The following is a 22,857-nucleotide window of genomic DNA, read 5'->3' as shown; positions in this document are numbered from 1 at the left end:
GTACCCGTTCCGGCGCGGTTCACCCGTGCCGGTTTTGGTCCACTGTGGATGGTGCTCATGTGTTGTTGGTCGCGCTGACGGTCAGCGACTGCGACACCGTCTTCGCGCCCTTGGGCCACACGGTGTACGTGTGCGTGGTCTTGCCCGGCGTGGTGTCGCACGGGAAGGACAGCTCCAACTGGCCCGAGGCGGCGTAGTCGCTGCCGTACGAGCCGTACATCCCGGGGCTGTCCACGGAGATCGCCGCGCCGTCGGCGCCGGTCACCTTCCACGCGATCACCACCGGCGCGCCGGGGGAGGAGAACGGGGCGCCCGGCTTGGCCAGCACCGGGCACGCGGGCTTGCTGACCACGGTGAAGCTGACGATCTTCGCGCCGGTGGTGACCGGTTTCGCCGAGGTCGTCGTGGTGGTGGTCTTGTGCGTGGTGGTCGGCTTCGCGGACGTGGTCGGCTTGCGCGTGCCGGTCGCCGCGGACGTCTCACCCGAGTCGTCGGGGGTGTCCGATCCCGACTCGGCCGAGGTCGGCGTCGGCTTGGCGGAGGTCGTCCCCACCGTCGGCAGCGAGTCGGCCGCCTGCACCGAGGTGCACCCCACCGCGCCTGCCGCCAACACCGCTCCGATGACTAAACCACCCAGTGCCCGCTTGTTCATCGTCCCCACCCTCTCGCCCCGTCTTCTTGTCCACAAAGACGTGTTGGTGCGAAAGAGGTTGCGGCGGCAGGGGAATTACCAGGCCGAGGGCGCGTAGTCCTTCAGGAAGCAACCGAAGACGTCCTCGCCCGCCTCACCGCGCACGATCGGGTCGTACACCCGCGCGGCGCCGTCGACCAGGTCGAGCGGGGCGTGGAAACCCTCGTCGGCCAACCGCAGCTTGGTCGGGTGCGGGCGCTCGTCGGTGATCCAGCCGGTGTCGACCGCGGTCATCAGGATGCCGTCGGTCAGCATCTCCTCGGCGCTGGTGCGGGTCAGCATGTTCAGCGCGGCCTTGGCCATGTTCGTGTGCGGGTGCCCGGGGCCCTTGTAGGCGCGGCTGAACTGGCCCTCCATCGCCGAGACGTTGACCACGTACTTGCGCCGCGCCCGCGCCGCCGCCATCGCGGGCCGCAGCCTGCTCACCAGGATGAACGGCGCGGTCTGGTTGCACAGCTGCACCTCGAGCAGCTCCAGCGGGTCGACCTCGTGCACCCGCTGCGTCCAGCTGTTCACCTCGTGCAGGTCCGGCACCAGCCCACCGGCGTCGATGGCGGTGTTCGCGGCGATCCGGTCCGGGCTCGCCGACCCGGCGGTGAGGGCCAGCGCGGTCAGCGGGTGCAGTTCGTGCGGGGTGTTGTCGCCGGTGCCGATCAGGGCGGCCGGGTGCGCCGCGCTCGCCGCGCCCAGGGTGATCACCTCGGGCAGCGGCCCCGACGGCAGCCGGTCGTTCTCGGCGGCGGCCAGCGGGGCGTACGCGCCGGGGGAGCGGCGGACCGTCTGCGCGGCGTTGTTGATCAGGATGTCCAGCGGGCCGCGCGCGGCGACGGTGTCGGCCAGTTCGACCACCTGGGCCGGGTCGCGCAGGTCGATGCCGACCACGCGCAGCCGGTGCAGCCAGTCACCCGAGTCCGGCATCGCGGCGAACCGGCGCACGGCGTCACGCGGGAACCGGGTGGTGATCGTGGTGTGCGCGCCGTCGCGCAGCAGCCGCAGCGCGATGTACATGCCGATCTTGGCGCGACCACCGGTGAGCAGCGCGGTACGCCCCGTGAGGTCGGCCCGCGCGTCGCGCTTGGACCGGTTCAGCGCCGCGCACTCGGGGCAGAGTTGGTGGTAGAAGGCGTCGACGTCGTGGTAGCGGCGCTTGCAGGTGTAGCAGGCGCGCGCCCGCAGCAGGGTGCCCGCGGTCGCGCCGGGGGCGGACGAGACGAGCGGGATGCCCTGGGTCTCGTCGTCGATCCGGTTGGGCGCGCCGGTCGCCGTCGCCGCGGTGACCGCGTCATCGGCCGCCGTGACCGCCGCCCGCCGCTGCGCCCTGCGCTGCTTGCGGACCTCCTTGAAGATCCGCGCCGTGGCCCGCCGCACCGCCACCGCATCCGGGTGCTCCGGCGGCAACCCGTCGACCTCGGCCAACACCGCGAGGCACTCCCGCAACCGCCCCGGGTCGATCCCCACGCCGTCCTCCGCCATACCCATCCCCACTTCGGTGAACCCCCACTGTAGAAGTGGCCCCCGACCGGCCGGTGCACGGCCTCACCAACGGGGTCTGAGGATGGGCATACAGCTATCTGGATAGTGGGTAGAGGTGGGGGATGGCGGGCGGATGGCGGGCGGAGCGAGGGCGGGGAGGGCGAATGGCGGGGAGGGCAGGGCAGGAGCAGGGAAGAGGAGGGGCAAGGGAGGGCAAGAGCAGGGAGGGGTGGGCAGGGGAAGGCAAGGGAAGGCAGGAACAGGGAAGGGTGGGCAGGAGCGGGGAGGGAAGGAGGGCAGGAGAGGGGAAGTGGAGGGGCAGGGGCTTCTGGGGCTGGTTCAGCGCGGGTGCGGCGAGCGGTGTGTTCGGCGTCCGGCGGGGGTGGGTGGGGCGTGATAGCCATAGGGCCGGGCCGGTCGATGTGAGGGAGTTCGTGGTGGGTGTGGTGTTGGAGCGGGTCGGTGGGGTTGCCGTGCTGACTATCGATAGTCCGCCGTTGAACCTCTACACGGTGGAGTTGCACGAGAGCTTCGCGGTGGCGTTGGACGAGATCGAGGCTCGGCCTGCGCGGGCGGTGTTGGTCAGGGCCGCGGGGAACATCGTCAGTGGTGGGGTTGATGTCGCGTTGTTCGCGGCGCAGCGGTCGGTGGTGGAGGCCAAGGCGCTGTTCGACGTGATGTTGGAGTTGCCGGAGCGGATCGCGGCGTTGGGGTGTCCGACGGTGTTCGCCGCGCACGGGTTGTGCCTGACCTGGGCGTTCGAGGTCGCGTTGGCGTGTGACCTGTTGTTGGCGGTCGAGGAGTCGCGGTTCGGGTTGGTGGAGAGCGTCATCGGGCTCACCCCGACCATGGGCGGCACCCAGCGCCTCGCTGCCAGGGCCGGGGTGGCCAGGGCCAAGGAGATGGTGCTCACCGGCGACAAGTACGACGCCGACACCCTGCACGCCTGGAACGTCGTCAACGAGGTCTTCCCCGAGGCGGGCTTCGCCGACGCCGCCCTCTCCTACACCACCCTCCTCGCCGACGGACCCACCCGCGCCCACGCCGCCACCAAGTCCCTCCTGCGCCACTTCGAGGCTGGCGGCGTCCCCCAGGCCACCGCCCACACCACCGCCACCGCCGCCGCCCTCTACGACACCGCCGACCTCCAGGAGGGCGTCCGCTCCTTCCTGGCCGACGGCCCCGGCCGAGCCACCTTCACCGGCCACTGACCCGCCCGCCGCACCCACCGACCCGGCCGCCGAGTCTGCCCACTGACCCGGTCACCGATCCGGCCGCCGAGCTAGCACCGACCTGGCACCGGGTCCGGCCGGTTCGGCACCTGACCCAGTCACTGGCCCGGTCGCCGATCCGGCGCCCGATCCGGCCGCTGGTCCGGCCACCGGTTGGGCACCTGGCCCGGCCGCCGATCCGACCACCGGTCCGGCGCCGGACCCGGCTGCTGGCCCGACCACCGATCCAGCCACCGATCCAGCCACCGATCCAGTCACCCATCCGCCCGCCGGTCCGGCACCCGGCCCGGCCACCGACCCGATCATCGACCCGGCGAAGACCAGGTCGGCTCGGCGTCCGTGTCGGACGGAACGGGGACCGGGGTGGGCTGGGTACGGTGGCGGGCGTGGCGACGGAGACCGACATCGTGGTGGTGGGGGCCGGGTTGGCCGGGTTGACGGCGGCCAGGGTCCTGGTGGAGGCCGGGCGCGAGGTCGTGGTCGTGGAGGCGGACGAGGCGCCGGGGGGTCGGGTTCGGACCGACCGGGTGCAGGGGTTGTTGCTGGACCGGGGGTTCCAGGTGCTCAACGCCGGTTACCCGGCCGTGCGGGACCTGCTCGACCTCGACGCGTTGGACCTGAGGCCGTTCCTGCCGGGGGCGTTGGTCAGCGACGAGACCGGGTTGCACCTGATGGCCGATCCGGTGCGCGAACCCGGCGCGCTGCGGGCGACGTTGCGGGCGCCGGTCGGGTCGTTGGCCAGGAAGATGATGCTCGGGGCGTACGCGGCGGCGTTGGCGGCGGCGCCTGCGAAAACCCTGCGGGAGCGCGACGACCGGCCGTTCCGGGTGCGGTTGGCCGACTACGGGATCACCGGGCCGCTGTACGACCGGTTCGTGCTGCCGTTCCTGTCCGGGGTGTTCCTCGACCCGGAGTTGACCGTCCCCAGCCGGTTCGCCGAGTTCGTGGTGCGGTCGTTCGCGCGCGGGACGGTCGGCGTTCCCGCGGCGGGGATGCGCGCCGTCCCGGACCAGCTGGCGGCGTCGCTGCCGACCGACGCGATCCGCTACAGCTACCCGATCCGCGAGGTCCACCCGGGACGGGTCACCGGCGAGTTCGGGACGGTCACCGCGCGGCACGTGGTCGTGGCGGTCGACGGCTCGGCCGCGCACGCGTTGTCCGGTGGGCGGATCCCGGCGCCGCGGATGCGCGGGTGCCTCACCTACTACCACCTCGCGGACTTCCCGCCCGTCGCCGAGGCCGCCATCGTGGTCGACGGCGCGCGGCGGGGGCCGGTGGTCAACAGCGTCGTGCTGACCAACACCGCGCCCGAGTACGCGCCGGGCGGGACCCTGGTGTCGTCGACCGTCCTGGGCACCGAGGACCCCGGCGAGCCCGCGGTCCGCGCCCACCTGGCGGCGATGTACCACCGCGACACCACGTCCTGGCTGCACGTGCGCACCTGCCGGGTCCCGGAAGCGCTACCCGTCCACACCGGACCGTTGCGCAAGCCGGTCGCGCTCGGCGACGGCGTCTACGTGTGCGGCGACCACCGCGACACCCCGTCGATCCAGGGCGCGATGGTGTCGGGCAGGCGAGCGGCGGCGGCGGTGCGTGCGGCGCGGTGAGCTGCCGGAACGCCGCCCTGCCCGCACAATGTGGGGATGGCCGCGCCCGAGCGAGCAATGCGAGTGCTGGTGGTCGACGACGACCAGGACCTCGTCGACCTGATGGAGATGTGCCTGACCACCTACCAGGGGTGGGACGTGCAGGCGGTGACCTCGGGGGTGGAGGCGCTGCGCCGGTGCCGCGACGAGGCCCCGGACGCGGTGCTGCTCGACGTGGACATGCCCGAGCTCGACGGACCCGGCGTGCTCGCGGCGTTGCGCGCCGACCCTGACACGTGCGCGGTGCCCGTCGTGTTCGTGACCGGCGCCGCTGAGCCTGACCTCAACCAACGCCTGTGTGCTCTAGGCGCGGCCGCGGTCCTGTCGAAGCCCTTCGACCCGCGTCGCATCGGCGCGGAGGTAGCGCTCATCCTCGGCTGGTAGGGCTACCACCACGGACGGTCCTCGTCTTGGGGTCCGTCGGCAGGGACAACGACCTCGAAGACGCTGCCGCCGCCAGGGGGCAAGAGGGCCTTGATGGTGCCGCCGTGCGCCTCGACGATGCCGCGGGTGATCGCCAGCCCCAGGCCCGCGCTGCCCGCCCGGCGCTGGGCGGGGACCTCGAACTGGACGAACGGCTCGAAGATCGCCGCGAGCCGGTCCGGCGGGATCCCCGGCCCATGGTCGCGGACGGTGATGGTGGTCCAGTTGCCCGCGCGCTCGGCCGCCACCTCCACCTTCGTACCCGGCTCCGACACCCGGACCGCGTTGGCCAGCAGGTTCGTCAGCACCTGCACCAGCCGGTCGGCGTCGCCGCGCAGGTGCAGCGACTCGGGGCAGGCGACCACGACCGGGACCTGGCCGGTGCGGCTGGCGTGCGCCACCGACTGCACCGCGTGGTCGACCACCTCGGCGAGCGACACCCGGTCGAAGCGCAGCCGCAGATCGCCCTTGCGCATGTGGTGCAGGTCGAGCACGTCGGAGGACATCCGCACCAGCCGGTCGGCGTTGCGCGAGGCGATGCCGACCAGGTCGCGCACCCTGGGGTCGAGGTCGCCGAAGTCGCCGGACATGGCCAGCTCCAGCGAGCCGCTGATGGAGGTCAGCGGGGTGCGCAACTCGTGGCTGACGACGGAGACGAAGTCGGTCCTGGCCCGCACGGTGTCGCGCTCCCACTGGGTGGCCTGCACGACCGCGCACTCCAGTTCCACCCACGCGGCCAGGTCGCGCAGGCACTCGCGCTCGGCGTCGTCGAGGTGGCGGACCTCCGTGCCGACCACGCACAGCGTGCCGACCAGGTGCCCGGACGGGGCCGCGATGGGCTGGCCCGCGTAGAACCGGATGTGCGGGTCGCCCACGACGTGCGGGTTGTCGGCGAAGCGCGGGTCGAGGGTGGCGTCGGGGATCTCCATCAGCGTCGGCTCGGCGATGGCGTGGGAGCAGAACGACACGCTGCGGTGGGTCTGCTCGGCATCGAGGCCGACGCAGGACTTGAACCACTGCCGGTCCACGTCGACCAGGCTGACCAGCGCGATCGGCACGTCGAGCAGCCGCTGGGCGAGCCGGGTGATCCGGTCGAACCGCTCCTCGCGCGGGGTGTCGAGCAGCCGCAGCGCCTTCACCGCGGCCAGCCGTTGGATCTCGGAGTCCCAGCCAGCACCGGACACGCGCACCCTCCCTCGCCACCACCGAGTATCGAGGCCCTGACCAGGCCCTTCACCTCGCGACCGCAGATGCGCCCGATCGAGTGACACCGGCCGCTACCCGACCCGGCGATCCACACCAGGCGAACGAGTGTTCTAATTCACCGGATTCACCACGCGTCGTGAGAGGGAGTGGATCTTGTCCACCGAGACCGAGACCGAGCAGGCGGAGACCGTGGCGACCGAGTCGTCGGCCCCCGCCGCCGCGCCTGAGCAGCCTGCCGTCGCGGAGCCGCCGACCAAGAAGCCGAGGGTGCCGCGCGCCCAGAGCACGGCGAAGAAGACCCGCACCGTCGAGCTGACCCTCACCGTCACCGGCACCGCCGATGGCGAGTGGCAGGCCGAGCTCAGCCAGGGCGGCAAGCGGATCCTGCAGGGCCTGCAGGTCCCCGCCGCCGCCGTGTCCCGCGCGGCGGCCGAGCTGCACGAGGACATCTCGAAGACCATCGAGGCCGTCCTCGACACCGCGCGCGAGCAGCACCGCGCGCGGATGGAGGAGCTCGAGGCGGAACTGTCCAAGGTGAAGGCGGCCTTGGCGGACCTCCAAGAGGGCTGACAACCCCGGCGTCACCGGGCCGTCCACCCCTCGCGGGTGGGCGGCCCTTCGCATTCCCGGCACACGGATCCCCCGGCCCCCTAGGGGCGAAATCTCGGCCGACTCCTGGCCACACCCAGCCAACACGGGCTCAACCCCGGCCGCCGCGCTGAGCAAGCCTTCTGGTCCTGTCCCGGTCGCCGCGCTGGGCAAGCCTTCTGGTCCTGTCCCGGTCGCCGCGCTGAGCAAGCCTTCTGGTCCCGGCCCCAGCTGCCGCGCTGAGCAAGCCCTCCTACCCCACCCAAGCCGCTTCGCGCGCACGCGGTCCCGACCCTGCCCAGCCCCCACCCACACCGGGGGGCGTCCCAGTGCCAGTCTATCGGCACCCCCCGACAGAAGATCTTGAAACAGGCCGCCCAAGATCCACATGTGGATAACTTCTGTCGCTGGAACGGGTGAATGTGAAGGTGGCGCAGCCCGGGAAACGCCTGGTCGGGAGGGTGTAGGGCATGTCGGGGTGGCTGCGCCGGAGCAAGTCGTCCGGGTGGAGATCGACAAGGCCCCGACACTCCCGATGAACGTCCACAGTGGACAAGCGCGCAGTGGCTCGGTACCCGAAGCGGCACCACCGAGCGCGCTCGGTGTGGGCGGATCGGCAGCTCAGGGTTGGAAGGGGAGGGTGACCCGGATGCGGCAGCCGTGGGTCGAGTCGACCACGGCGATGGTGCCGTTGTGCAGGTCGACGACCCAGCGGGCGATGGACAGGCCGAGGCCGGTGCCGCCGCCGCGGGCTTTCTCGCCTCGGGTGAAGCGGCGGAAGACGAGGTCGCGTTCGGCGGGGGCGATGCCGGGGCCCTCGTCGCGGACCTCCAGCAGGATGCCCGCGGGGGAGCGGGCGGCGGTCACCCACACCCGGCCGTCCGGTGGGCCGTGGCGCACGGCGTTGTCCAGCAGGTTCACCAGCACCTGGTGCAGCCGTTCCCGGTCGGCCGACACCGTGACCGCGTCGGCGGCGACCGTCGTGGTGAACCGCACCGACCTGCCCACCGCGACCGCGTTCACCTCCGCCTCCGCGACCACCTCGGCCAGCAGCGGCACCACCTCGATCGGCTCCCGCAGCAGCGGGTGCGCGCCCGCGTCGATCCGCGACAGGTCCAGCAACTCCGTCACCAGGCGGCTCAGCCGGACCGTCTGCGCCAGCGCGGTGCGCATGGTCGCCGGGTCGGGCTCGCTCACGCCGTCCACGACGTTCTCCAGCACCGCCTGCAACGCCGCGATCGGGGTGCGCAGTTCGTGCGAGACGTTGGCGATCAGTTCGCGGCGGTTGCGGTCGGCGGCCTCGAGGTCGGCGCTCATCCGGTTGAACGCCCGGCCAAGGTCGCCGACCTCGTCGCGGGCGGTGACCCGGATCCGGCGCGAGTAGTCGCCCCTGGCCATGGCGCCTGCGGCGGCGGTCATGTCGCGCAGCGGCCTGGTCATGCCGTGCGCCAGGATCTGCGAGACCGCGACCGCGCCGACGATGGCGGTGACCGAGGTGGACGCCGGGATCCAGCCCACGTCGGCCCAGAAGTAGGCCAGGCCGGCCGTCCCGGAGGCGACCAGCAGGATGCTGATCTTCAGCTTCATCGACCGCACCGGGTCCAGCGGCCGCGGCAGCAGTTCGAGCACGGCCAGCGCCCGGCTCCGCGCGGTGCTCACCCGGCCACCTCGAGCGCGTACCCCACCCCGTGCACGGTGCGGATCAGGTCCGGCCCCAGCTTGCGCCGCAGCGCCTTGACGTGGCTGTCGACCGTGCGGGTGCCCGCCGCGTCGCCCCAGCCCCAGATCTCGGCCAGCAGCCGCTCCCTGGGCTGCACCGCGCGCGGCCTGGCCGCCAGGTAGGCCAGCAGGTCGAACTCGATCGGCGTCAGGTGCGCCTCCACCCCGGCCCGCCGCACCCGCCGCTGCACCGCGTCCACCTCCAGGTCGCCGACCACCGTCGGCGCCTGCCCCGGCTCGCCCTGCCCGGCCCGCTCGACCCTGCGCAGCAGCGCGTGCACCCTGGCCACCAGTTCACGCGGCGAGAACGGCTTGGTCATGTAGTCGTCGGCGCCGACCCCGAGGCCCACCAGCAGGTCGGTCTCGTCGTCGCGCGCGGTCAGCATCAGCACCGGGACCGGGCGGCGCGCCTGCACCCGGCGGCACACCTCCAGCCCGTCGAACCCGGGCAGCATCACGTCCAGCACGACCAGGTCCGGCCGGGTCCGCTCGGCGGCGTCGACCCCGGCGGGACCGTCGTGGGCGAGGTCGACGTCGTAGCCCTCGGCGCGCAGCCGGGCGGCGATCGACTCGGCGATCGTGTGCTCGTCCTCGACCACCAGTACCCGGCGCCTGTTCCCCATGTGGGGTGACTCTAGGCACGGCGTGTGGAGGTTGTGTGCAGGTGGGCGGCGGGAACTGGGGAAACCGAGGTGAGGACCGCGGGCCCCATTGCCTAGGCTGGGGGGCAAATGAGCACCACCGACACCCCGGTCGGCCTGGCCGACCTGCGCGCCGCCCTGCCGGAGCTGATGCTGCGCGACGAGCGGCGGCTGGCCCGCAGGCTCGACGGTCTGCGCAAGACCAGGGACCCCAAACGCAGGCAGGCCGCCGCGGCCAAGGTCGCCGAGGAGGTCGAGGTCGCCCGCGCGCGGGTCGCCAAGCGCCGCGCGGCCGTCCCCGCGCTGAAGTACCCCGAGGAACTGCCGGTCAGCCAACGGCGCGATGACATCCTCGCCGCCATCCGCGACAACCAGGTGGTGATCGTCGCGGGGGAGACCGGGTCGGGCAAGACCACCCAGCTGCCCAAGATCTGCCTGGAGCTCGGCCGGGGCGTGCGCGGGTTCATCGGGCACACCCAGCCGCGCCGGATCGCCGCGCGCACGGTCGCCGAGCGGGTCGCCGAGGAGGTGGGCTCGCCGCTGGGCGAGGCGGTGGGCTGGAAGGTCCGGTTCACCGACCAGGTCGGCGACCGCACCCTGGTGAAGCTGATGACCGACGGCATCCTGCTCGCCGAGATCCAGAACGACCGGCTGCTCTCGGCGTACGACACGATCATCATCGACGAGGCGCACGAGCGCAGCCTCAACATCGACTTCCTCTTGGGCTACCTGGCCAGGCTGCTGCCGAGCAGGCCGGACCTCAAGATCGTGATCACCTCGGCGACCATCGACCCGGAGCGCTTCTCCCGGCACTTCGGCGACGCCCCGATCGTCGAGGTCTCCGGCCGCACCTACCCGGTCGAGGTCCGCTACCGGCCGCTGGTCGACCAGGACGACCCCGACGCCGACCCGGACCGCGACCAGACCCAGGGCATCCTCGACGCCGTCGACGAGCTGTGCGCGGAGGGCCCCGGCGACATCCTGGTGTTCCTCTCCGGCGAGCGCGAGATCCGCGACACCGCCGAGGCGCTGGCCGGGCGGAACCTGCGCGGCACCGAGATCCTGCCGCTGTACGCGCGGCTCTCCAGCGCCGAGCAGCACCGGGTGTTCCAGGCGCACGGCGGTCGTCGGGTCGTGCTGGCCACCAACGTCGCCGAGACGTCACTGACGGTGCCGGGCATCAAGTACGTCGTCGACCCGGGCACCGCGCGGATCTCCCGCTACAGCAACCGGCTCAAGGTGCAGCGGCTGCCGATCGAGCCGGTGTCGCAGGCGTCGGCCAACCAGCGCAAGGGCCGCTGCGGCCGCACTTCCGACGGCATCTGCGTGCGGCTCTACTCCGAGGACGACTTCCTCGCCCGCCCCGAGTTCACCGACCCGGAGATCCTGCGCACCAACCTCGCGTCGGTGATCCTGCAGATGAGCGCTGCGGACCTGGGCGAGATGGCGGACTTCCCGTTCATCGACCCGCCCGACCGCCGCCACATCGCCGACGGCGTGCAGCTGCTGCAGGAACTCGGCGCGCTCGACCCGGCGGAGAAGGACCCGGCCAAGCGGCTGACCCCGCTGGGCCGCGACCTCGCCCAGCTCCCGGTCGACCCGCGGCTGGGCCGGATGGTCATCGAGGCGGACAAGGCGGGCTGCGTCACCGAGGTCATGGTCATCGCCGCCGCGCTGTCCATTCAGGACCCCCGCGAGCGGCCGCAGGACAAGCAGCAGGCGGCCGCGGAGAAGCACGCCAGGTTCGCCGACCCGGACTCGGACTTCGTCAGCTATTTCAACCTGTGGCAGTACGTGCGGGAGCAGCAGAAGGAGCTGTCCGGCAACAGGTTCCGCAAGCAGTGCAAGGCCGAGTTCCTCAACTACCTGCGCATCCGGGAGTGGCAGGACATCCACTCGCAGCTGCGGCAGGTGACCAAGCAGCTGGGCGTCACGCCGAACGAGGTCCCCGCCGAACCGCGCAACGTGCACATCGCGCTGCTGTCGGGCCTGTTGTCGCACATCGGTTTCCGCGACCCGGCAGGCAAGGAGTACATCGGCGCCCGCAACGCGAAGTTCGCCGTCTTCCCCGGTTCGGCGCTGTTCAAGAAGCCGCCGCGCTGGGTGGTCGCGGCGGAGCTGGTCGAGACGACCCGGCTGTGGGGGCGGATCTGCGCCCGGATCGAACCGGAGTGGGTCGAGCCGCTCGCCGCGCACGTGGTCAGGCACACCTACAGCGAGCCGCACTGGGAGGCCCGCCAGGGCTCGGTGGTGGCGACCGAGCGGGTCACGCTCTACGGGCTGCCGCTCGTGGTCGACCGGAAGGTCCACTATGGACGGATCGACCCGGAGATGTCGCGCGAGCTGTTCATCCGGCACGCGCTGGTCGAGGGGGACTGGCAGACCAGGCACCACTTCTTCCGCGACAACCGCGCCCTGCTGCGCGAGGTGGAGGAGCTGGAGCACCGCGCCCGCCGCCGCGACATCCTGGTCGACGACGAGACCCTGTTCGCCTTCTACGACCAGCGCGTCCCGGCCGAGGTCGTCTCCGGCAGGCACTTCGACAGCTGGTGGAAGAAGACCAGGCACGAGTCGCCGGAGCTGCTGACCTTCGCCAAGTCCATGCTGCTCAACGACTCCGCCGCCGACGTGCGCGAGCAGGACTTCCCGGACGCGCTGAGCCAGCGGGGCCTCACGTTACCGCTGACCTACCGCTTCGAACCCGGTCGCGCCGACGACGGGGTCACCGCGCGGATCCCGATCGCGGTGCTCAACCAACTCGACGGCGACGGGTTCTCGTTGCAGGTCCCCGGCCAGCGCGAGGAAGTGGTCACGGCGCTGATCCGCTCGCTGCCCAAGCCCTTGCGCCGCAACTTCGTCCCGGTCCCCGACTTCGCGCGCGCCGTCGTCCGGCGCCTGGGGGCGGAGGAGGAGTCGCTGCCCGAGGCCATCGGTCGTGAGTTGCGGGCGTTGACGGGCGTCGTGATCCCGCGTGACGCGTGGCAACTCTCAGCGGTACCGGATCACTTGCGCACCACGTTCCAGGTGGTCGATGGGGACAAGACCCTCGCGCAGGGCAAGGACCTGGTGGCGCTCAAGGACCAGCTGAAGTCCCAACTGCGCGCGTCCCTGGCCGAGGCGACGGTCGACCTGGAGAAGACCGGCCTCACCTCGTGGACGATCGACAGCCTCCCCAAGGTCGCCCGCACCGAGCAGAACGGCCTGGTCGTCACCGCGTACCCGGCCCTGGTCGACGAGGGCGCGACGGTCGCGGTCCGGATGCTGGACACCGCCACCGACCAACGCGCCGCCATGTGGACCGGCACCCGGCGCCTGCTGCTGCTGAACGTGCCTGCCCCGACCAAGTTCGTCATCCGCTCCCTGTCCAACCAGGCCAAGTTGGCGCTGTCGCACAACCCGCACGGCGGCGTACCGGCGTTGCTGGCGGACTGCGTGGACGCCGCGGTGGACCACCTGATGACCGGGGCCGGGGGACCGGCGTGGACCGAGGCCGGGTTCACCGCGCTGCGCGACTCGGTGCGCCGGTCGTTGAACGAGACCACGGTGGACGTGCTCGACCGGGTCCGCAAGGTCGTGCTGGCGTGGAACGAGGTCCAGGCGCGGCTGGCGCGGACCCGCGGGCCGATCTTCGTGGACCCGTTGCGCGACATCCGGGAACAGGTGGCCGGGCTCGTGTTCCCCGGTTTCGTGACCGCCACCGGCGTCGAGCGGCTGCCGGACGTGGAGCGCTACCTGCGCGCGATCGACCGGCGCCTGGACAAGCTGCCGGAGCGGCCGGACCGGGACCGGGCCTGGATGCACACGGTCCAGGACCTGGAGGACGCCTACCACGGGGCCGTGGAGGACCTGCGGCCCAGCGCGCGGGAGACCCCTGAGGTCCGCGCGATCTGGTGGATGATCGAGGAACTCCGGGTCAGCTACTTCGCCCAGACCCTCGGCACTTCCGGCGCGGTGTCGGACAAACGCATCCTCAAGGCCATCGAGGCGCTGCGCCCCTGAGCGTGTTCCGCTGCCTGGCCCCCGAGTGGAACGGATCAGCGTGGGATGGATCAGCGGTGGGACGGACCAGCGGTGCGGCACCGGCGGTGTGGACAACCGCGACCTGGGGGAACGGGCGTCCCGGTGGGGTTGGGCCGCGAGATCACCCGACTGGCGGGCCGTGGCGTGGTGGTCGCTCGGGGTGGCGGGCACGGGTAGGATTCGCCTCGACTCCAACTCCCCTGGGCGGTGGGCACCCGGTCCCCCCGACCCCCCGGTTCGAGGACGTGACCGCATGAACGCACCGGGTTTCGCCCACGAGGCGCTGGTCTACCGCGACGAACCGACCTATGTCGACGCGGCCGCCGGGTTCACCCGTGACGGGGTGCTGGCGGGCGAGGCGGTGTTCGCCGTGTTGCCGCCGCAGGGCACCAAACTGCTGCGCGAGTCGCTGGGCGACCTCGCCGACGAGGTGAGCTACGTCGACGCGTGCGAGGTGGGTCGCAACCCGGCCCGGCTCATCCCGGCGATGCGCGCGCACCTTGCCGAGGTCGGTGATCGCCCGGTCCGCGGCGTCGCCGAGTCGGCGTGGCCGGGGCGCGCCGCCGCCGACCACGCCGAGGTCGTGCTGCACGAGGCCCTGGTCAACCTGGCGTTCGAGGAGGCGACCGCGCTGCGCCTGCGCTGCCTGTTCGACGGCACGGCCCTGCCGCCGGAGTTGCTCGCCGCGGTCGCGCACACCCACCCGGTGGTCACCGACGGCACCCGCGCGGTGAGCCCCGTCTTCGACCACGGCTACGCCCACGACCGGTTCGCCGCGGACCTGCCCGCCCCGGCCGAGGTGAGCGACATGGTCCACTTCTGCCTCGACGACCTGCCCGAGCTGCGCGACCTGGTGGCCGTCCGCGCCAAGCAGTTCGGCCTGCCCCGCGGCCGCGCGCTCGACCTCACCCTCGCCACCAACGAGATCGTCACCAACAGCATCTGCCACGGCGGCGAACGCGGCACCCTGCGGCTGTGGACCGACGGCGACACCCTCGTCTGCGAGATCACCGACAGCGGCCACATCACCAACCCGCTCGTCGGCCGCGTCGCCCCGCTCCCGTCGGTCCAGGGCGGTCGGGGTGTCTGGCTGGCCAACCAGCTCTGCGACCTCGTCACCATCCGCTCCCAGCAGCCGCGGGGCACCTTCGTCCGGCTGCACGTCCGCCGCTGACCTAGCGGTCGACCCCGGCGGGCGCGCCGTCGACGAGCACGGTGGCGCGTTCGGTGTAGAAGCAGGCGAGGCCCGCGATCTTCTGGCTCTCGGGCAGCGGCGAGCGGTAGCTCCACACGAGGTCCTCGTGCAGGGTGCCGTCGACGAGCACGTGCCAGTAGGTGGCCGTTCCCTTGTACGGGCACATGGTCGTGGTGCGGGACGGCCGCAGCAGGTCGAGGCGGATGTCGTGCAGGGGCAGGTAGTACCGGGCGGGCAGACCGGTCTCGAACAGGATCCGGGGTTGGCGCGACGACGCGACCGCGGTCCCGGCGACCTCCACGAGCACGTGCCGGGAGGACGCCAGGACGTCCACCCGCGTGTACGGGTCCCTGGCGTGCACGTAGACCGGTTCGTCCTCCTCGAACCACTCGTCCATCGACTCCCAGGCGACCCGCGCCAGCCCGGCCAGCTCCGGCTCGTCGGCGACCCGCAGAGCCCCGGGCGGCACCAGTTCGGCCCGCACGTCGGCGACGGGGAAGTAGTACGTCGGGTACACCCGCTCCCAGACCAGCCGTGGACGCGGGCAGTCGACGACGAGTGCGCCGTCGCGGTAGGCGCGGACTCGCTTCGGTGACCGTTCGACACGCAGGGGCATGGGGCGAAAGTACCCGCGAGTGGCCGCCCGCACCGGGGCGTGGGAGGTTTCTGTCATGGTCATCAACCCGGGGGTCGGGCCGCGCAAGCACCGCGTCTCGGTGGATGACTGGGCGATGCTCCTGTTGGCGGTGCTCGCCGTCGGCCTCTTGGTCTACCGGGCGTTCTGGCACCCGCCGGTCGAGCAGGTCAGGGTGATCCTCTGGGTCGACCGGGGGCTGTGCGCGGTGTTCGCCGTCGAGTTCCTGTGGCGGTGGGCCGCGGTCGGGTTCACGCGGCGGTTCGTGCTGGTCAACTGGTACGACCTGGTCGGCATGATCCCGGTGGCGCACGTGGCGCTGCGGGCCTTCCGGCTGCTGCGCGTGGTCCGCATCGGCGTGCAGCTGACCCGGCTGCGGCGCCCGGTGGACCGGTCGGTCGGCGAGGAACTGGCGCACCGCGCGATGGCCCGCTTCGGCGGCGTCCTGATCGACGTGGTGAGGAAACCGCTGACCGTGGCCGTGCTGGAGGAGGTCGCCTCCGTCCTGCGCACCGGTCACTACGCGCGGAACCTGGCCAGCGCCCTGGAGGAGAACCGCGCCGAGATCCGCGCCATGGTCCTGGAGAAGATCCGCCAAGACCCCCAGGCCGGACTCCTGCGCCGAGTCCCCTTCCACGACGAGATCGTCGGCTCCGTCACCGACGCCACCCTCCGCGTCCTACTGGAGATGCTCGCCGACCCCCGCACCGACGAACTCATCTCCGACCTCCTCCGCGAGAACATCGAACAAATCCGCACCGCCGTCCACGCCGACGCCCACCGCAACCTCCCCGACCCGGAGCCGCCAGACCGGTGATCGCCGCCACCCGTGTCCCGTGAGCTGCTGCCACCCCTGATCGCTCCTGCGACCACTCGGTGACTGCTGTCCGCACGGACTCTCGGCTGCTGCCACCATGCCCCGTGATCGCCGCCGCCAAGCCTCTGGTGGCTCCCGTGGCGGCTTGGTGGCGCCCTCGGCCGGTTCGTGATCGCTTCTGCGCCCCCGTTGATCGTCACCGTCCCAGGCAGGCGGTCGTTGCCGCGTCAGATCGGGACCGTTGCCGTCGCGGGCCGAGATCGCTGCCACGGGTCCTGATCGCCGCCGCACGGCCCCTGATCACGACGCTCGGTGGCTGCTGCCACCGCGCACCCCCAGGTCGCACCGTGACATCCTTGATCGATGCCACGACGGCCCGGGGCAGCTTTTCGTTCGCTGCCAACTCAGAACCGCGATCACTCCGTCGCGCCCGTGATCGGTGCCGCCCCGGACCGGTGGTCGCTGCGGGGCGGGGCTGTTGCCATCGCAGGTCTCTGTCGTGGTTCTGGTCGTTGCTGCCGCAGGTCGGTGGGCGCTGCCATGATGGTCTGGTGACCGATGAGCGCTTCCACCTGGATCCGGCCATCCACTACCTCAACCCCGGTGCGGTGGGCATCGTCCCCCGGGCGGTCGCTGGGGCCAGGGCGCGGTACGCGTCGCGGGCCGAGAGCAATCCCATGCGGTTCCACCGGGTTGAGACGATTCCGCTGGTGGCGCGGGCCAGGGAGGCGGGGGCTGAGTTCCTTGGCTCCGACGGGATCGTGCTGGTGCGTAACACCACCGAGGCTGTGGCGACCGTCCTCGCGTCCATCCCGTTCGGCGACGGGGACGAGATCCTGGTGTCCGATCACGGTTACCCGACCGCGTTGCTCGCTGCCCAAGACCGGGCCGAGGTGCGGCAGGTGTCGTTCCCGATCACCGCCACCCCCGACGAGGTTGTCGCGGCGTTCGCGGAAGGGCTGCGGCCCACTACCAAGCTGGTGATCGTTGACGCCATCACCTCGATCAGCGCGTTGGTCCTACCGGTCGAGCGGGTCGTGGCGCTGGCCCACGAACATGGCGTGCCGGTGTTGGTTGACGCGGCGCATGTGCCGGGGCATCTGCGGCAGCGGCCCGCGGACACCGGGGCGGACTTCTGGGCGGGCAACTTCCACAAGTGGGCCTACGCGGCGCGGACCACCGCCGCGTTGTACATCGCCGAGCAGTGGCGCGACCGGATCCGGCCCCTGGTGCCGTCTTTCGAGCACCCGCTCGGCTTCCCGCGCTGGTTCGATCACGCGGGCACGTTGGACTACTCGGCGTGGATGGCGTTGCCGGAGGCGTTGGGCTTCTGGCGCGAGGTAGGCGGATGGGATGCCGTTGACGCCAGCGCTCGACTGTTGGACAAGGGCGTCCGGATCGTCGCGGATGCTCTAGGCGCCAACGGACAGGTCGGCTCGCACCACGCGCCCCTGATGCGGTTGGTGCCACTGCCGGAAGGTTGGGTCACCAGCCCCGAGGACGCCCTGGCGTACTACGACGAACTCAGCACCCGCCACAACATCGAGGTGGCCGTGCACTTTTACGGCGGCCAGGGCTACTTCCGCCTAGGTGCCACGATCGCGAACACCGAGGCCGGGTTCGAGGCCCTCGCCGACGCGGTCGCCGAGGGCCGCTAGCGGCGCTACTGCACGCCCTTGCCGGGGTGCGGGATGGAGAACCCGGGCCCCGCGCGCTCCACGCTGTCCACACCGGACACCGCGCGCAGGGCGGCGAACACGCCCGGCTCGGCCGCGCCGGTGATGGTGGCGATCTCCGGCAGGACGCGGTCCACCCGCATCCCGGCCGACTCCAACGCCGCCACCACCGCCGTCAGCCCGCCGAGCGCGCCGTCGTCGACCATCACCAGCACCGGGACACTCACGGAGCCTGCACCACACCAGCACCCACGTCGACCGAGGGTAGCGGCAACCGGCGCGCCGCCTGGTGCAGCCGCGCCCACAGCTCCCACCCGCGCGCCCCGGTGGCCTGCGCGATCAGCGCCGCCACCCCGGCCACGTGCGGGGTCGCCATGCTGGTGCCGCTGATCCGGTTGTGGTTCTTCGGCCGCGGCCACGACGAGTACACGTCCACCCCGGGCGCCACCACGTCCACCGCGCCGACCAGGTCGACCGTGCCGCAGGAGAACCAGCCCAGCGCGGTCGCCACGTCGATCGCGCCGACCGCCAGCACCGACGGGCAGTTCGCCGGGTGCCCGACCGGGTTGATCCGACCCTCCTGCCGCCGCGACTCGTTGCCCGCAGCCGCCACGATCAGCGTGCCCTGCGCCAGCGCCCGGCTCGCCACCCGCTCGTAGGTCTGCGAGTACGGGGTGCCCGGCCGCACCGCCGCGCCCAGCGACATCGACACGACCTGGCAGTTGTTCGACACCGCCCACGCGATGCCGGCCAGGATGCCGCCGTCGGAGCCGGACCCGGCGTTGCTGAGCACCTTGCCCGCGAAGATCTCCGCCTCGTACGCCACCCCGTAGCCCGCGCCGCCGCCCGGTGCCCGCGGCCCGGTCGCCGTGCCGATGCAGTGCGTGCCGTGCCCGTGGCCGTCCGCGACGGTCTCGCCGTCGATGAACGACGCCGTGGTGATCGCCCGGCCAGCGAACTCCGGGTGCTCGGCGTCGAACCCGGTGTCGAGCACCGCGACCCGCACCCCGGCCCCGGTGGCCTTCGACTTGTTCGCGCCGACCGCCTGCAGTCCCCAGGTGAACACCGACTCGTCCACCTGCGGCCCCGGTGCCGCTTCCTCGGCGGCCGCGCTGATCGCGAACACCCGCCGCTCCGCCTCCAGCGCCGCGATCGGCCCCGGCGCGTCCACCGCGCTGGTGAGCGCGGCGAGCTGGTCGGGGTCGGCGGTGACTACCGCGACCCCGAGCCGGTCGAACACCAGCCCGTCCGGACCGGGGAACTCGGCCCCGGCCGCCTCCGCGGTGCTGGCCGTCAGCAGCCCCGCGATCCGGTTCAGCTCGCGCGTGCCCGCCTCGACCGCGCCGTCCTCCAGCAGCACCAGGAACCGACCCGTGGTGCCGTTCTCCTCGTCGGGATTGGTCATCTCCGCCCCTCTCCGCGCACAGGCCCCCTGTACAGGGTGATCGCCAACACCGGGTGGGTGTAACGGGCGTCACACGTTTGGCCCACGGTGTTCGGGTCCGCGCACCGTCCACCCCGTGGCACACACCCGCGGGTGCGGCCGGGACGTTTACTGTCGGAGTCATGCAGACCTGGCAATCCCACCCGGTGCCGCGGGTAGCAGGCACGCCCCGGCCGCTGCGGCTCTACGACACCGCCGCGGGGGAGGTCCGGCCGACGGCCCCCGGCCCGACCGCGACGATGTACGTCTGCGGGATCACCCCCTACGACGCGACGCACCTGGGGCACGCGGCCACCTACCTGGCCTTCGACCTGGTGCACCGGCAGTGGCTCGACAACGGCCACGACGTCCACTACGTGCAGAACGTCACCGACATCGACGACCCGCTGCTGGAGCGGGCCGAGCGCGACCGGGACGACTGGGTGGTGCTCGGCATGCGCGAGACCGCGCTGTTCCGCGAGGACATGGTCGCGCTGCGGGTGCTGCCGCCGCGCGAGTTCGTCGGCGCGGTCGAGTCCATCCCGGAGATCGTCACCGCGGTGGCCAAGCTCATCGCCGACGGCACCGCCTACCGGGTGGACGACCCCGAGTTCCCGGACGTCTACTTCGACCACACCGCGACCGGCCGGTTCGGCTCCGAGTCCAACTACGACGAACCGACGATGAACCGGTTCTTCGCCGAGCGCGGCGGCGACCCGGACCGCGCGGGCAAGCGGCACCCGCTCGACGCGCTGCTGTGGCGCGCCGCGCGCCCCGGCGAGCCCAGGTGGGACAGCGAACTGGGCCCGGGCCGTCCCGGCTGGCACATCGAGTGCAGCGTCATCGCGCTCAACCGGCTCGGGATCACCTTCGACCTGCAGGGCGGCGGGTCGGACCTGATCTTCCCGCACCACGAGTACAGCGCCGCGCACGCCGAGGCGCTGACCGGCCAGCACCCGTTCGCCCGGCACTACACGCACTCGGCGATGATCGCCCTCGACGGCGAGAAGATGTCCAAGTCCCGCGGCAACCTGGTGTTCGTGTCCCGGCTGCGCGCCGACAAGGTCGACCCGATGGCGGTCCGGCTCGGCCTGCTCTCCGGCCACTACCGCCAGGACCGGTCCTGGGCCGACGCCGTGCTCACCGAGGGGCAGGCCAGGTTGGCCCGCTGGCGCGCCGCGGTCGACGCGGCCACCGGCGCCCCCGCCGCGGACGTCATCGCCCGGCTGCGCGACCACCTGGCCGACGACCTGGACACCCCCGGCGCGTTGGCCGCCATCGATGCCTGGGCGAGCCAGGGCGGCACGGACCGGGACGCGCCACAGGCCGTCCGGGACGCTGTGGACGCTCTCCTCGGGATCGCGCTCTAGCGGTTCCCGTGACTCCGGTCCCCTGGCGCGGCACCCGTCGCGTCAGGGGACCGGCTCGTCCCGCGCCCGTCGCCTGCCCAGCAGCAGCACGGCCGAGGTGGACACGAACACCGCGGGCACGACGAAGCCCAGCCAGGACTCGACCTGGTACAGCGGGGTGAACGCCAAAGGTGACACCGCGGCGCCGGTGAACCGCAACGACTGCACCACCGACACCGCTCCCGCCCGGTTAGGACCGTCCCCGCCCAACACCAGCGAGTTGACTCCTGTTAGCACCAACTGCGCCGAGATGCCGGTGAGCGCCCACAGCAGCGCTACCGCGGGCAGCCAGTTCAGCGTCCCCACCAACGCGACCGGCACCGCGCCCGCGACCGACCCGATCAACACCGCGCGCCGACCCCCGATCCGGTCGATCGCCCGCCCCACCGGCCTTGCCGAGAGCAGACCGACCACACCGAACCCGGTCAGCACCAACCCGCGCTCGGCAGCGCTAAGGCCGAAGGTCTCCTCTGCCCGCAAAGCGAGCAATACGGACATACCGCCAAGGCAGGCCCAACCGACCATGGCGAGCCAACCGGCCTTCAGCACGTGGGGCCGCCACGCCGACCGCAACGTCGAGTGGGTGCGCTGCGGTTCGCGCATCTGCTCCGGCAAGCCCGCCAGCGCCAGACCCGCCGACACGACCGCGACCCCCGCGAACGCCCACCGCCAGTCGACCTCCGCGGCCACCCCGCCCAGCAGCGGCGCGCTGGTCTGCCCAGCGGCCTGCAACGACGCGTAGAGGCCCAGCGCCCGCCCCAGCCGCTCCGGGGGCGTCACGGTCGCGATGGCGGCCAGCAGCAGGGGAGTGGTGAACGCGTTCGCCCCGCCCTGCACGGCCCGCGCGGCGAGGAACTGCGGGTAGGTCGAGGCCAGCGCGCAGGCCGCCGACGACACGACATACACCAGGTACGCGACCCGCACGCTGCGCCCGGCGCCCCACCGGGCCCCCAGCGTGCCGGAGAACAGCATCAACGCCGCGAACGGCACCAGGTACGCCGTCAGCGAGTACGACGCGACCTGCGTCGACACCCCGAAGTCGGCCCCCAGTTCCGGCAGCATCGAGGTGGTGATGCCGCCCGCGAACGGACCGAGGAACCCGCCCGCGTACAGCGCGACGGTGACGCCGCGGTTCACACCCCGGTCGGCCCCGGGCCTGACCCGCCGCGGCCGGGACCGGGCCTGCGCCTGCGCAGGTAGCGCTCGAACTCGGCGGCGATCACGTCACCGCTGGTCTCGTTGAGGGTGTCCTCGGCGTCGCCGCGCTCCTCGAGGGCGCGCACGTAGTTGCGCACGTCCTCGTCCTCCTCGGCCATCTCGCTGACCGTCTGCTGCCACTCCTCGGCCTGGTCGGGCAGCGTGCCGAGCGGCACCTCCACGTCCAGCACCTCCTCCACGCGGTGCAGCAGCGCCAGCGTCGCCTTGGGCGAGGGCGGCTGCGACACGTAGTGCGGCACCGCGGCCCAGATCGAGATCGCGGGCACCCCGGCCCGCACGCAGGCGTCCTGCAGCACCCCGACGATCCCGGTCGGGCCCTCGTAGCGCGAGCGCTCCAGGCCGAAGCGGGCCGCCGAGGTCGCGTCGTAGGCGGTGCCGGTCACCGGGACCGGGCGGGTGTGCGGGGTGTCGGCCAGCAGCGCGCCCAGCGTCACCACCGTGGTGATGTTGAGCTCCTCGATGTGGCCGAGCAGCTCCGCGCAGAACTTGCGCCACCGCATGTTCGGCTCGATGCCGTGCACCAGCACGACGTCCCGGTTGGACCCAGGCGGCCTGCACAGGTACAGCCGGGTCGTCGGCCACTCCACCCTCCGCGTGACACCGTCCACCATGCGCACGGTCGGCCTGGTCACCTGGAAGTCGTAGTAGTCGTCCGGGTCGATCTCCAGCAGCGGGCTCGCGTCCCAGGTCAGCTGCAGGTGCTCGATCGCGGTGCTGGCCGCGTCGCCCGCGTCGTTCCAGCCCTCGAACGCCGCGACCAGCACGGGGTCGACGAGTTCCTGCCGCGCCGTCGGCTCGCGGTCGGGCGCCATCTGCTGGTGGTCCGGGTCGGTCACCCGGCAAGCC

General features: G+C 72.3%; 19 protein-coding genes. 9 read left to right on the top strand and 10 right to left on the bottom strand.

What is annotated here, in order from left to right:
- Positions 1-55: 55 nt before the first annotated feature.
- Together CLV68_RS18025 and CLV68_RS18020 are read right to left on the bottom strand one after the other, a co-directional pair.
- Positions 56-652, bottom strand: coding sequence for a hypothetical protein (locus CLV68_RS18025; RefSeq protein WP_121392004.1), 597 nt, complete (start codon positions 650-652; stop codon positions 56-58).
- A gap of 75 nt (positions 653-727) precedes the next feature.
- Entirely contained in the window at positions 728-2,164 is a 1,437-nt protein-coding gene (locus CLV68_RS18020; RefSeq protein WP_121392003.1) for an SDR family NAD(P)-dependent oxidoreductase, read from the bottom strand.
- A 437-nt stretch (positions 2,165-2,601) separates the two neighbouring features.
- Here CLV68_RS18020 and CLV68_RS18015 point away from each other — a divergent pair, with 437 nt between their 5' ends.
- The 3 genes from CLV68_RS18015 to CLV68_RS18005 all read left to right on the top strand — a co-directional run bounded on the left by CLV68_RS18015 (position 2,602) and on the right by CLV68_RS18005 (position 5,426).
- The gene (locus CLV68_RS18015; RefSeq protein WP_246009944.1) at positions 2,602-3,375 is read left to right on the top strand and encodes an enoyl-CoA hydratase/isomerase family protein; all 774 of its coding nucleotides are present in this window, start codon (positions 2,602-2,604) and stop codon (positions 3,373-3,375) included.
- A 407-nt stretch (positions 3,376-3,782) separates the two neighbouring features.
- Entirely contained in the window at positions 3,783-5,003 is a 1,221-nt protein-coding gene (locus tag CLV68_RS18010; protein ID WP_170224428.1) for an NAD(P)/FAD-dependent oxidoreductase, read from the top strand.
- A gap of 36 nt (positions 5,004-5,039) precedes the next feature.
- Positions 5,040-5,426 (top strand): response regulator, encoded by a 387-nt coding sequence (locus CLV68_RS18005; protein WP_092775422.1) that lies wholly within the window; start codon positions 5,040-5,042, stop codon positions 5,424-5,426.
- Between the two features lie 2 nt (positions 5,427-5,428).
- Here the strand turns inward: CLV68_RS18005 and CLV68_RS18000 are convergent, their stop codons facing one another.
- Positions 5,429-6,649: a GAF domain-containing sensor histidine kinase gene (locus CLV68_RS18000; RefSeq protein WP_121392001.1), complete on the bottom strand. Its 1,221-nt coding sequence runs from the start codon at positions 6,647-6,649 to the stop codon at positions 5,429-5,431.
- Between the two features lie 175 nt (positions 6,650-6,824).
- Between CLV68_RS18000 and CLV68_RS17995 the strand changes: the two genes are divergently transcribed.
- Positions 6,825-7,241: a DUF6319 family protein gene (locus CLV68_RS17995; protein WP_121392000.1), complete on the top strand. Its 417-nt coding sequence runs from the start codon at positions 6,825-6,827 to the stop codon at positions 7,239-7,241.
- 639 nt (positions 7,242-7,880) lie between these two features.
- Here the strand turns inward: CLV68_RS17995 and CLV68_RS17990 are convergent.
- Entirely contained in the window at positions 7,881-8,918 is a 1,038-nt protein-coding gene (locus tag CLV68_RS17990; protein WP_425454860.1) for a sensor histidine kinase, read from the bottom strand.
- Positions 8,915-9,601 (bottom strand): response regulator transcription factor, encoded by a 687-nt coding sequence (locus tag CLV68_RS17985; RefSeq protein WP_121391999.1) that lies wholly within the window; start codon positions 9,599-9,601, stop codon positions 8,915-8,917. Before CLV68_RS17985 ends, CLV68_RS17990 begins: the two co-directional genes overlap by 4 nt.
- A gap of 108 nt (positions 9,602-9,709) precedes the next feature.
- Here CLV68_RS17985 and hrpA point away from each other — a divergent pair, with 108 nt between their 5' ends.
- The gene (hrpA, locus tag CLV68_RS17980) at positions 9,710-13,618 is read left to right on the top strand and encodes an ATP-dependent RNA helicase HrpA (RefSeq protein WP_121391998.1); all 3,909 of its coding nucleotides are present in this window, start codon (positions 9,710-9,712) and stop codon (positions 13,616-13,618) included.
- Between the two features lie 274 nt (positions 13,619-13,892).
- Positions 13,893-14,813, top strand: coding sequence for a sensor histidine kinase (locus tag CLV68_RS17975; RefSeq protein ID WP_121391997.1), 921 nt, complete (start codon positions 13,893-13,895; stop codon positions 14,811-14,813).
- Position 14,814: 1 nt separating this feature from the next.
- On the opposite strand, the gene CLV68_RS17970 is transcribed toward CLV68_RS17975, so the two are convergent.
- The gene (locus CLV68_RS17970; protein ID WP_246009943.1) at positions 14,815-15,450 is read right to left on the bottom strand and encodes a DUF427 domain-containing protein; all 636 of its coding nucleotides are present in this window, start codon (positions 15,448-15,450) and stop codon (positions 14,815-14,817) included.
- Positions 15,451-15,505: 55 nt separating this feature from the next.
- On the opposite strand from CLV68_RS17970, the gene CLV68_RS17965 reads away from it, so the two are divergent.
- Positions 15,506-16,285: an ion transporter gene (locus tag CLV68_RS17965; protein WP_121391996.1), complete on the top strand. Its 780-nt coding sequence runs from the start codon at positions 15,506-15,508 to the stop codon at positions 16,283-16,285.
- Between the two features lie 551 nt (positions 16,286-16,836).
- Positions 16,837-17,943: an aminotransferase class V-fold PLP-dependent enzyme gene (locus CLV68_RS17960; protein WP_170224427.1), complete on the top strand. Its 1,107-nt coding sequence runs from the start codon at positions 16,837-16,839 to the stop codon at positions 17,941-17,943.
- 5 nt (positions 17,944-17,948) lie between these two features.
- On the opposite strand, the gene CLV68_RS17955 is transcribed toward CLV68_RS17960, so the two are convergent.
- Positions 17,949-18,188, bottom strand: coding sequence for a hypothetical protein (locus CLV68_RS17955; protein ID WP_121391994.1), 240 nt, complete (start codon positions 18,186-18,188; stop codon positions 17,949-17,951).
- The gene (locus CLV68_RS17950; protein WP_121391993.1) at positions 18,185-19,366 is read right to left on the bottom strand and encodes a S8 family serine peptidase; all 1,182 of its coding nucleotides are present in this window, start codon (positions 19,364-19,366) and stop codon (positions 18,185-18,187) included. Before CLV68_RS17950 ends, CLV68_RS17955 begins: the two co-directional genes overlap by 4 nt.
- Positions 19,367-19,527: 161 nt before the next feature.
- Here CLV68_RS17950 and mshC point away from each other — a divergent pair, with 161 nt between their 5' ends.
- Complete coding sequence (gene mshC / locus CLV68_RS17945; protein WP_121391992.1) at positions 19,528-20,754, top strand: cysteine--1-D-myo-inosityl 2-amino-2-deoxy-alpha-D-glucopyranoside ligase; 1,227 nt, start codon at positions 19,528-19,530, stop codon at positions 20,752-20,754.
- A gap of 42 nt (positions 20,755-20,796) precedes the next feature.
- Here the strand turns inward: mshC and CLV68_RS17940 are convergent, their stop codons facing one another.
- Both CLV68_RS17940 and CLV68_RS17935 read right to left on the bottom strand, forming a co-directional pair.
- Positions 20,797-21,930 (bottom strand): MFS transporter, encoded by a 1,134-nt coding sequence (locus CLV68_RS17940; protein ID WP_121391991.1) that lies wholly within the window; start codon positions 21,928-21,930, stop codon positions 20,797-20,799.
- Complete coding sequence (locus CLV68_RS17935; protein WP_092775483.1) at positions 21,927-22,823, bottom strand: PAC2 family protein; 897 nt, start codon at positions 22,821-22,823, stop codon at positions 21,927-21,929. Before CLV68_RS17935 ends, CLV68_RS17940 begins: the two co-directional genes overlap by 4 nt.
- Positions 22,824-22,857 lie beyond the last annotated feature (34 nt).

This window comes from Actinokineospora cianjurensis (assembly GCF_003663795.1).
In the GTDB taxonomy this organism is placed as follows: domain Bacteria; phylum Actinomycetota; class Actinomycetes; order Mycobacteriales; family Pseudonocardiaceae; genus Actinokineospora; species Actinokineospora terrae.
Note: the sequence above shows the minus strand (reverse complement) of the source record. Positions and strands in the feature narration are given on the sequence as shown.

Excerpts from the sequence above, each read along its gene's own strand:
- CLV68_RS17965 (WP_121391996.1), top strand. The coding sequence starts at position 15,506 with ATGGTCATCAACCCGGGGGTCGGGCCGCGCAAGCACCGCGTCTCGGTG.
- CLV68_RS18005 (WP_092775422.1), top strand. The coding sequence starts at position 5,040 with ATGGCCGCGCCCGAGCGAGCAATGCGAGTGCTGGTGGTCGACGACGAC.
- hrpA (WP_121391998.1), top strand. The coding sequence starts at position 9,710 with ATGAGCACCACCGACACCCCGGTCGGCCTGGCCGACCTGCGCGCCGCC.
- mshC (WP_121391992.1), top strand. The coding sequence starts at position 19,528 with ATGCAGACCTGGCAATCCCACCCGGTGCCGCGGGTAGCAGGCACGCCC.
- CLV68_RS18025 (WP_121392004.1), bottom strand. The coding sequence starts at position 652 with ATGAACAAGCGGGCACTGGGTGGTTTAGTCATCGGAGCGGTGTTGGCG.
- CLV68_RS17935 (WP_092775483.1), bottom strand. The coding sequence starts at position 22,823 with ATGGCGCCCGACCGCGAGCCGACGGCGCGGCAGGAACTCGTCGACCCC.
- CLV68_RS17975 (WP_121391997.1), top strand. The coding sequence starts at position 13,893 with ATGAACGCACCGGGTTTCGCCCACGAGGCGCTGGTCTACCGCGACGAA.
- CLV68_RS17985 (WP_121391999.1), bottom strand. The coding sequence starts at position 9,601 with ATGGGGAACAGGCGCCGGGTACTGGTGGTCGAGGACGAGCACACGATC.
- CLV68_RS18020 (WP_121392003.1), bottom strand. The coding sequence starts at position 2,164 with ATGGCGGAGGACGGCGTGGGGATCGACCCGGGGCGGTTGCGGGAGTGC.
- CLV68_RS17950 (WP_121391993.1), bottom strand. The coding sequence starts at position 19,366 with ATGACCAATCCCGACGAGGAGAACGGCACCACGGGTCGGTTCCTGGTG.
- CLV68_RS17970 (WP_246009943.1), bottom strand. The coding sequence starts at position 15,450 with ATGCCCCTGCGTGTCGAACGGTCACCGAAGCGAGTCCGCGCCTACCGC.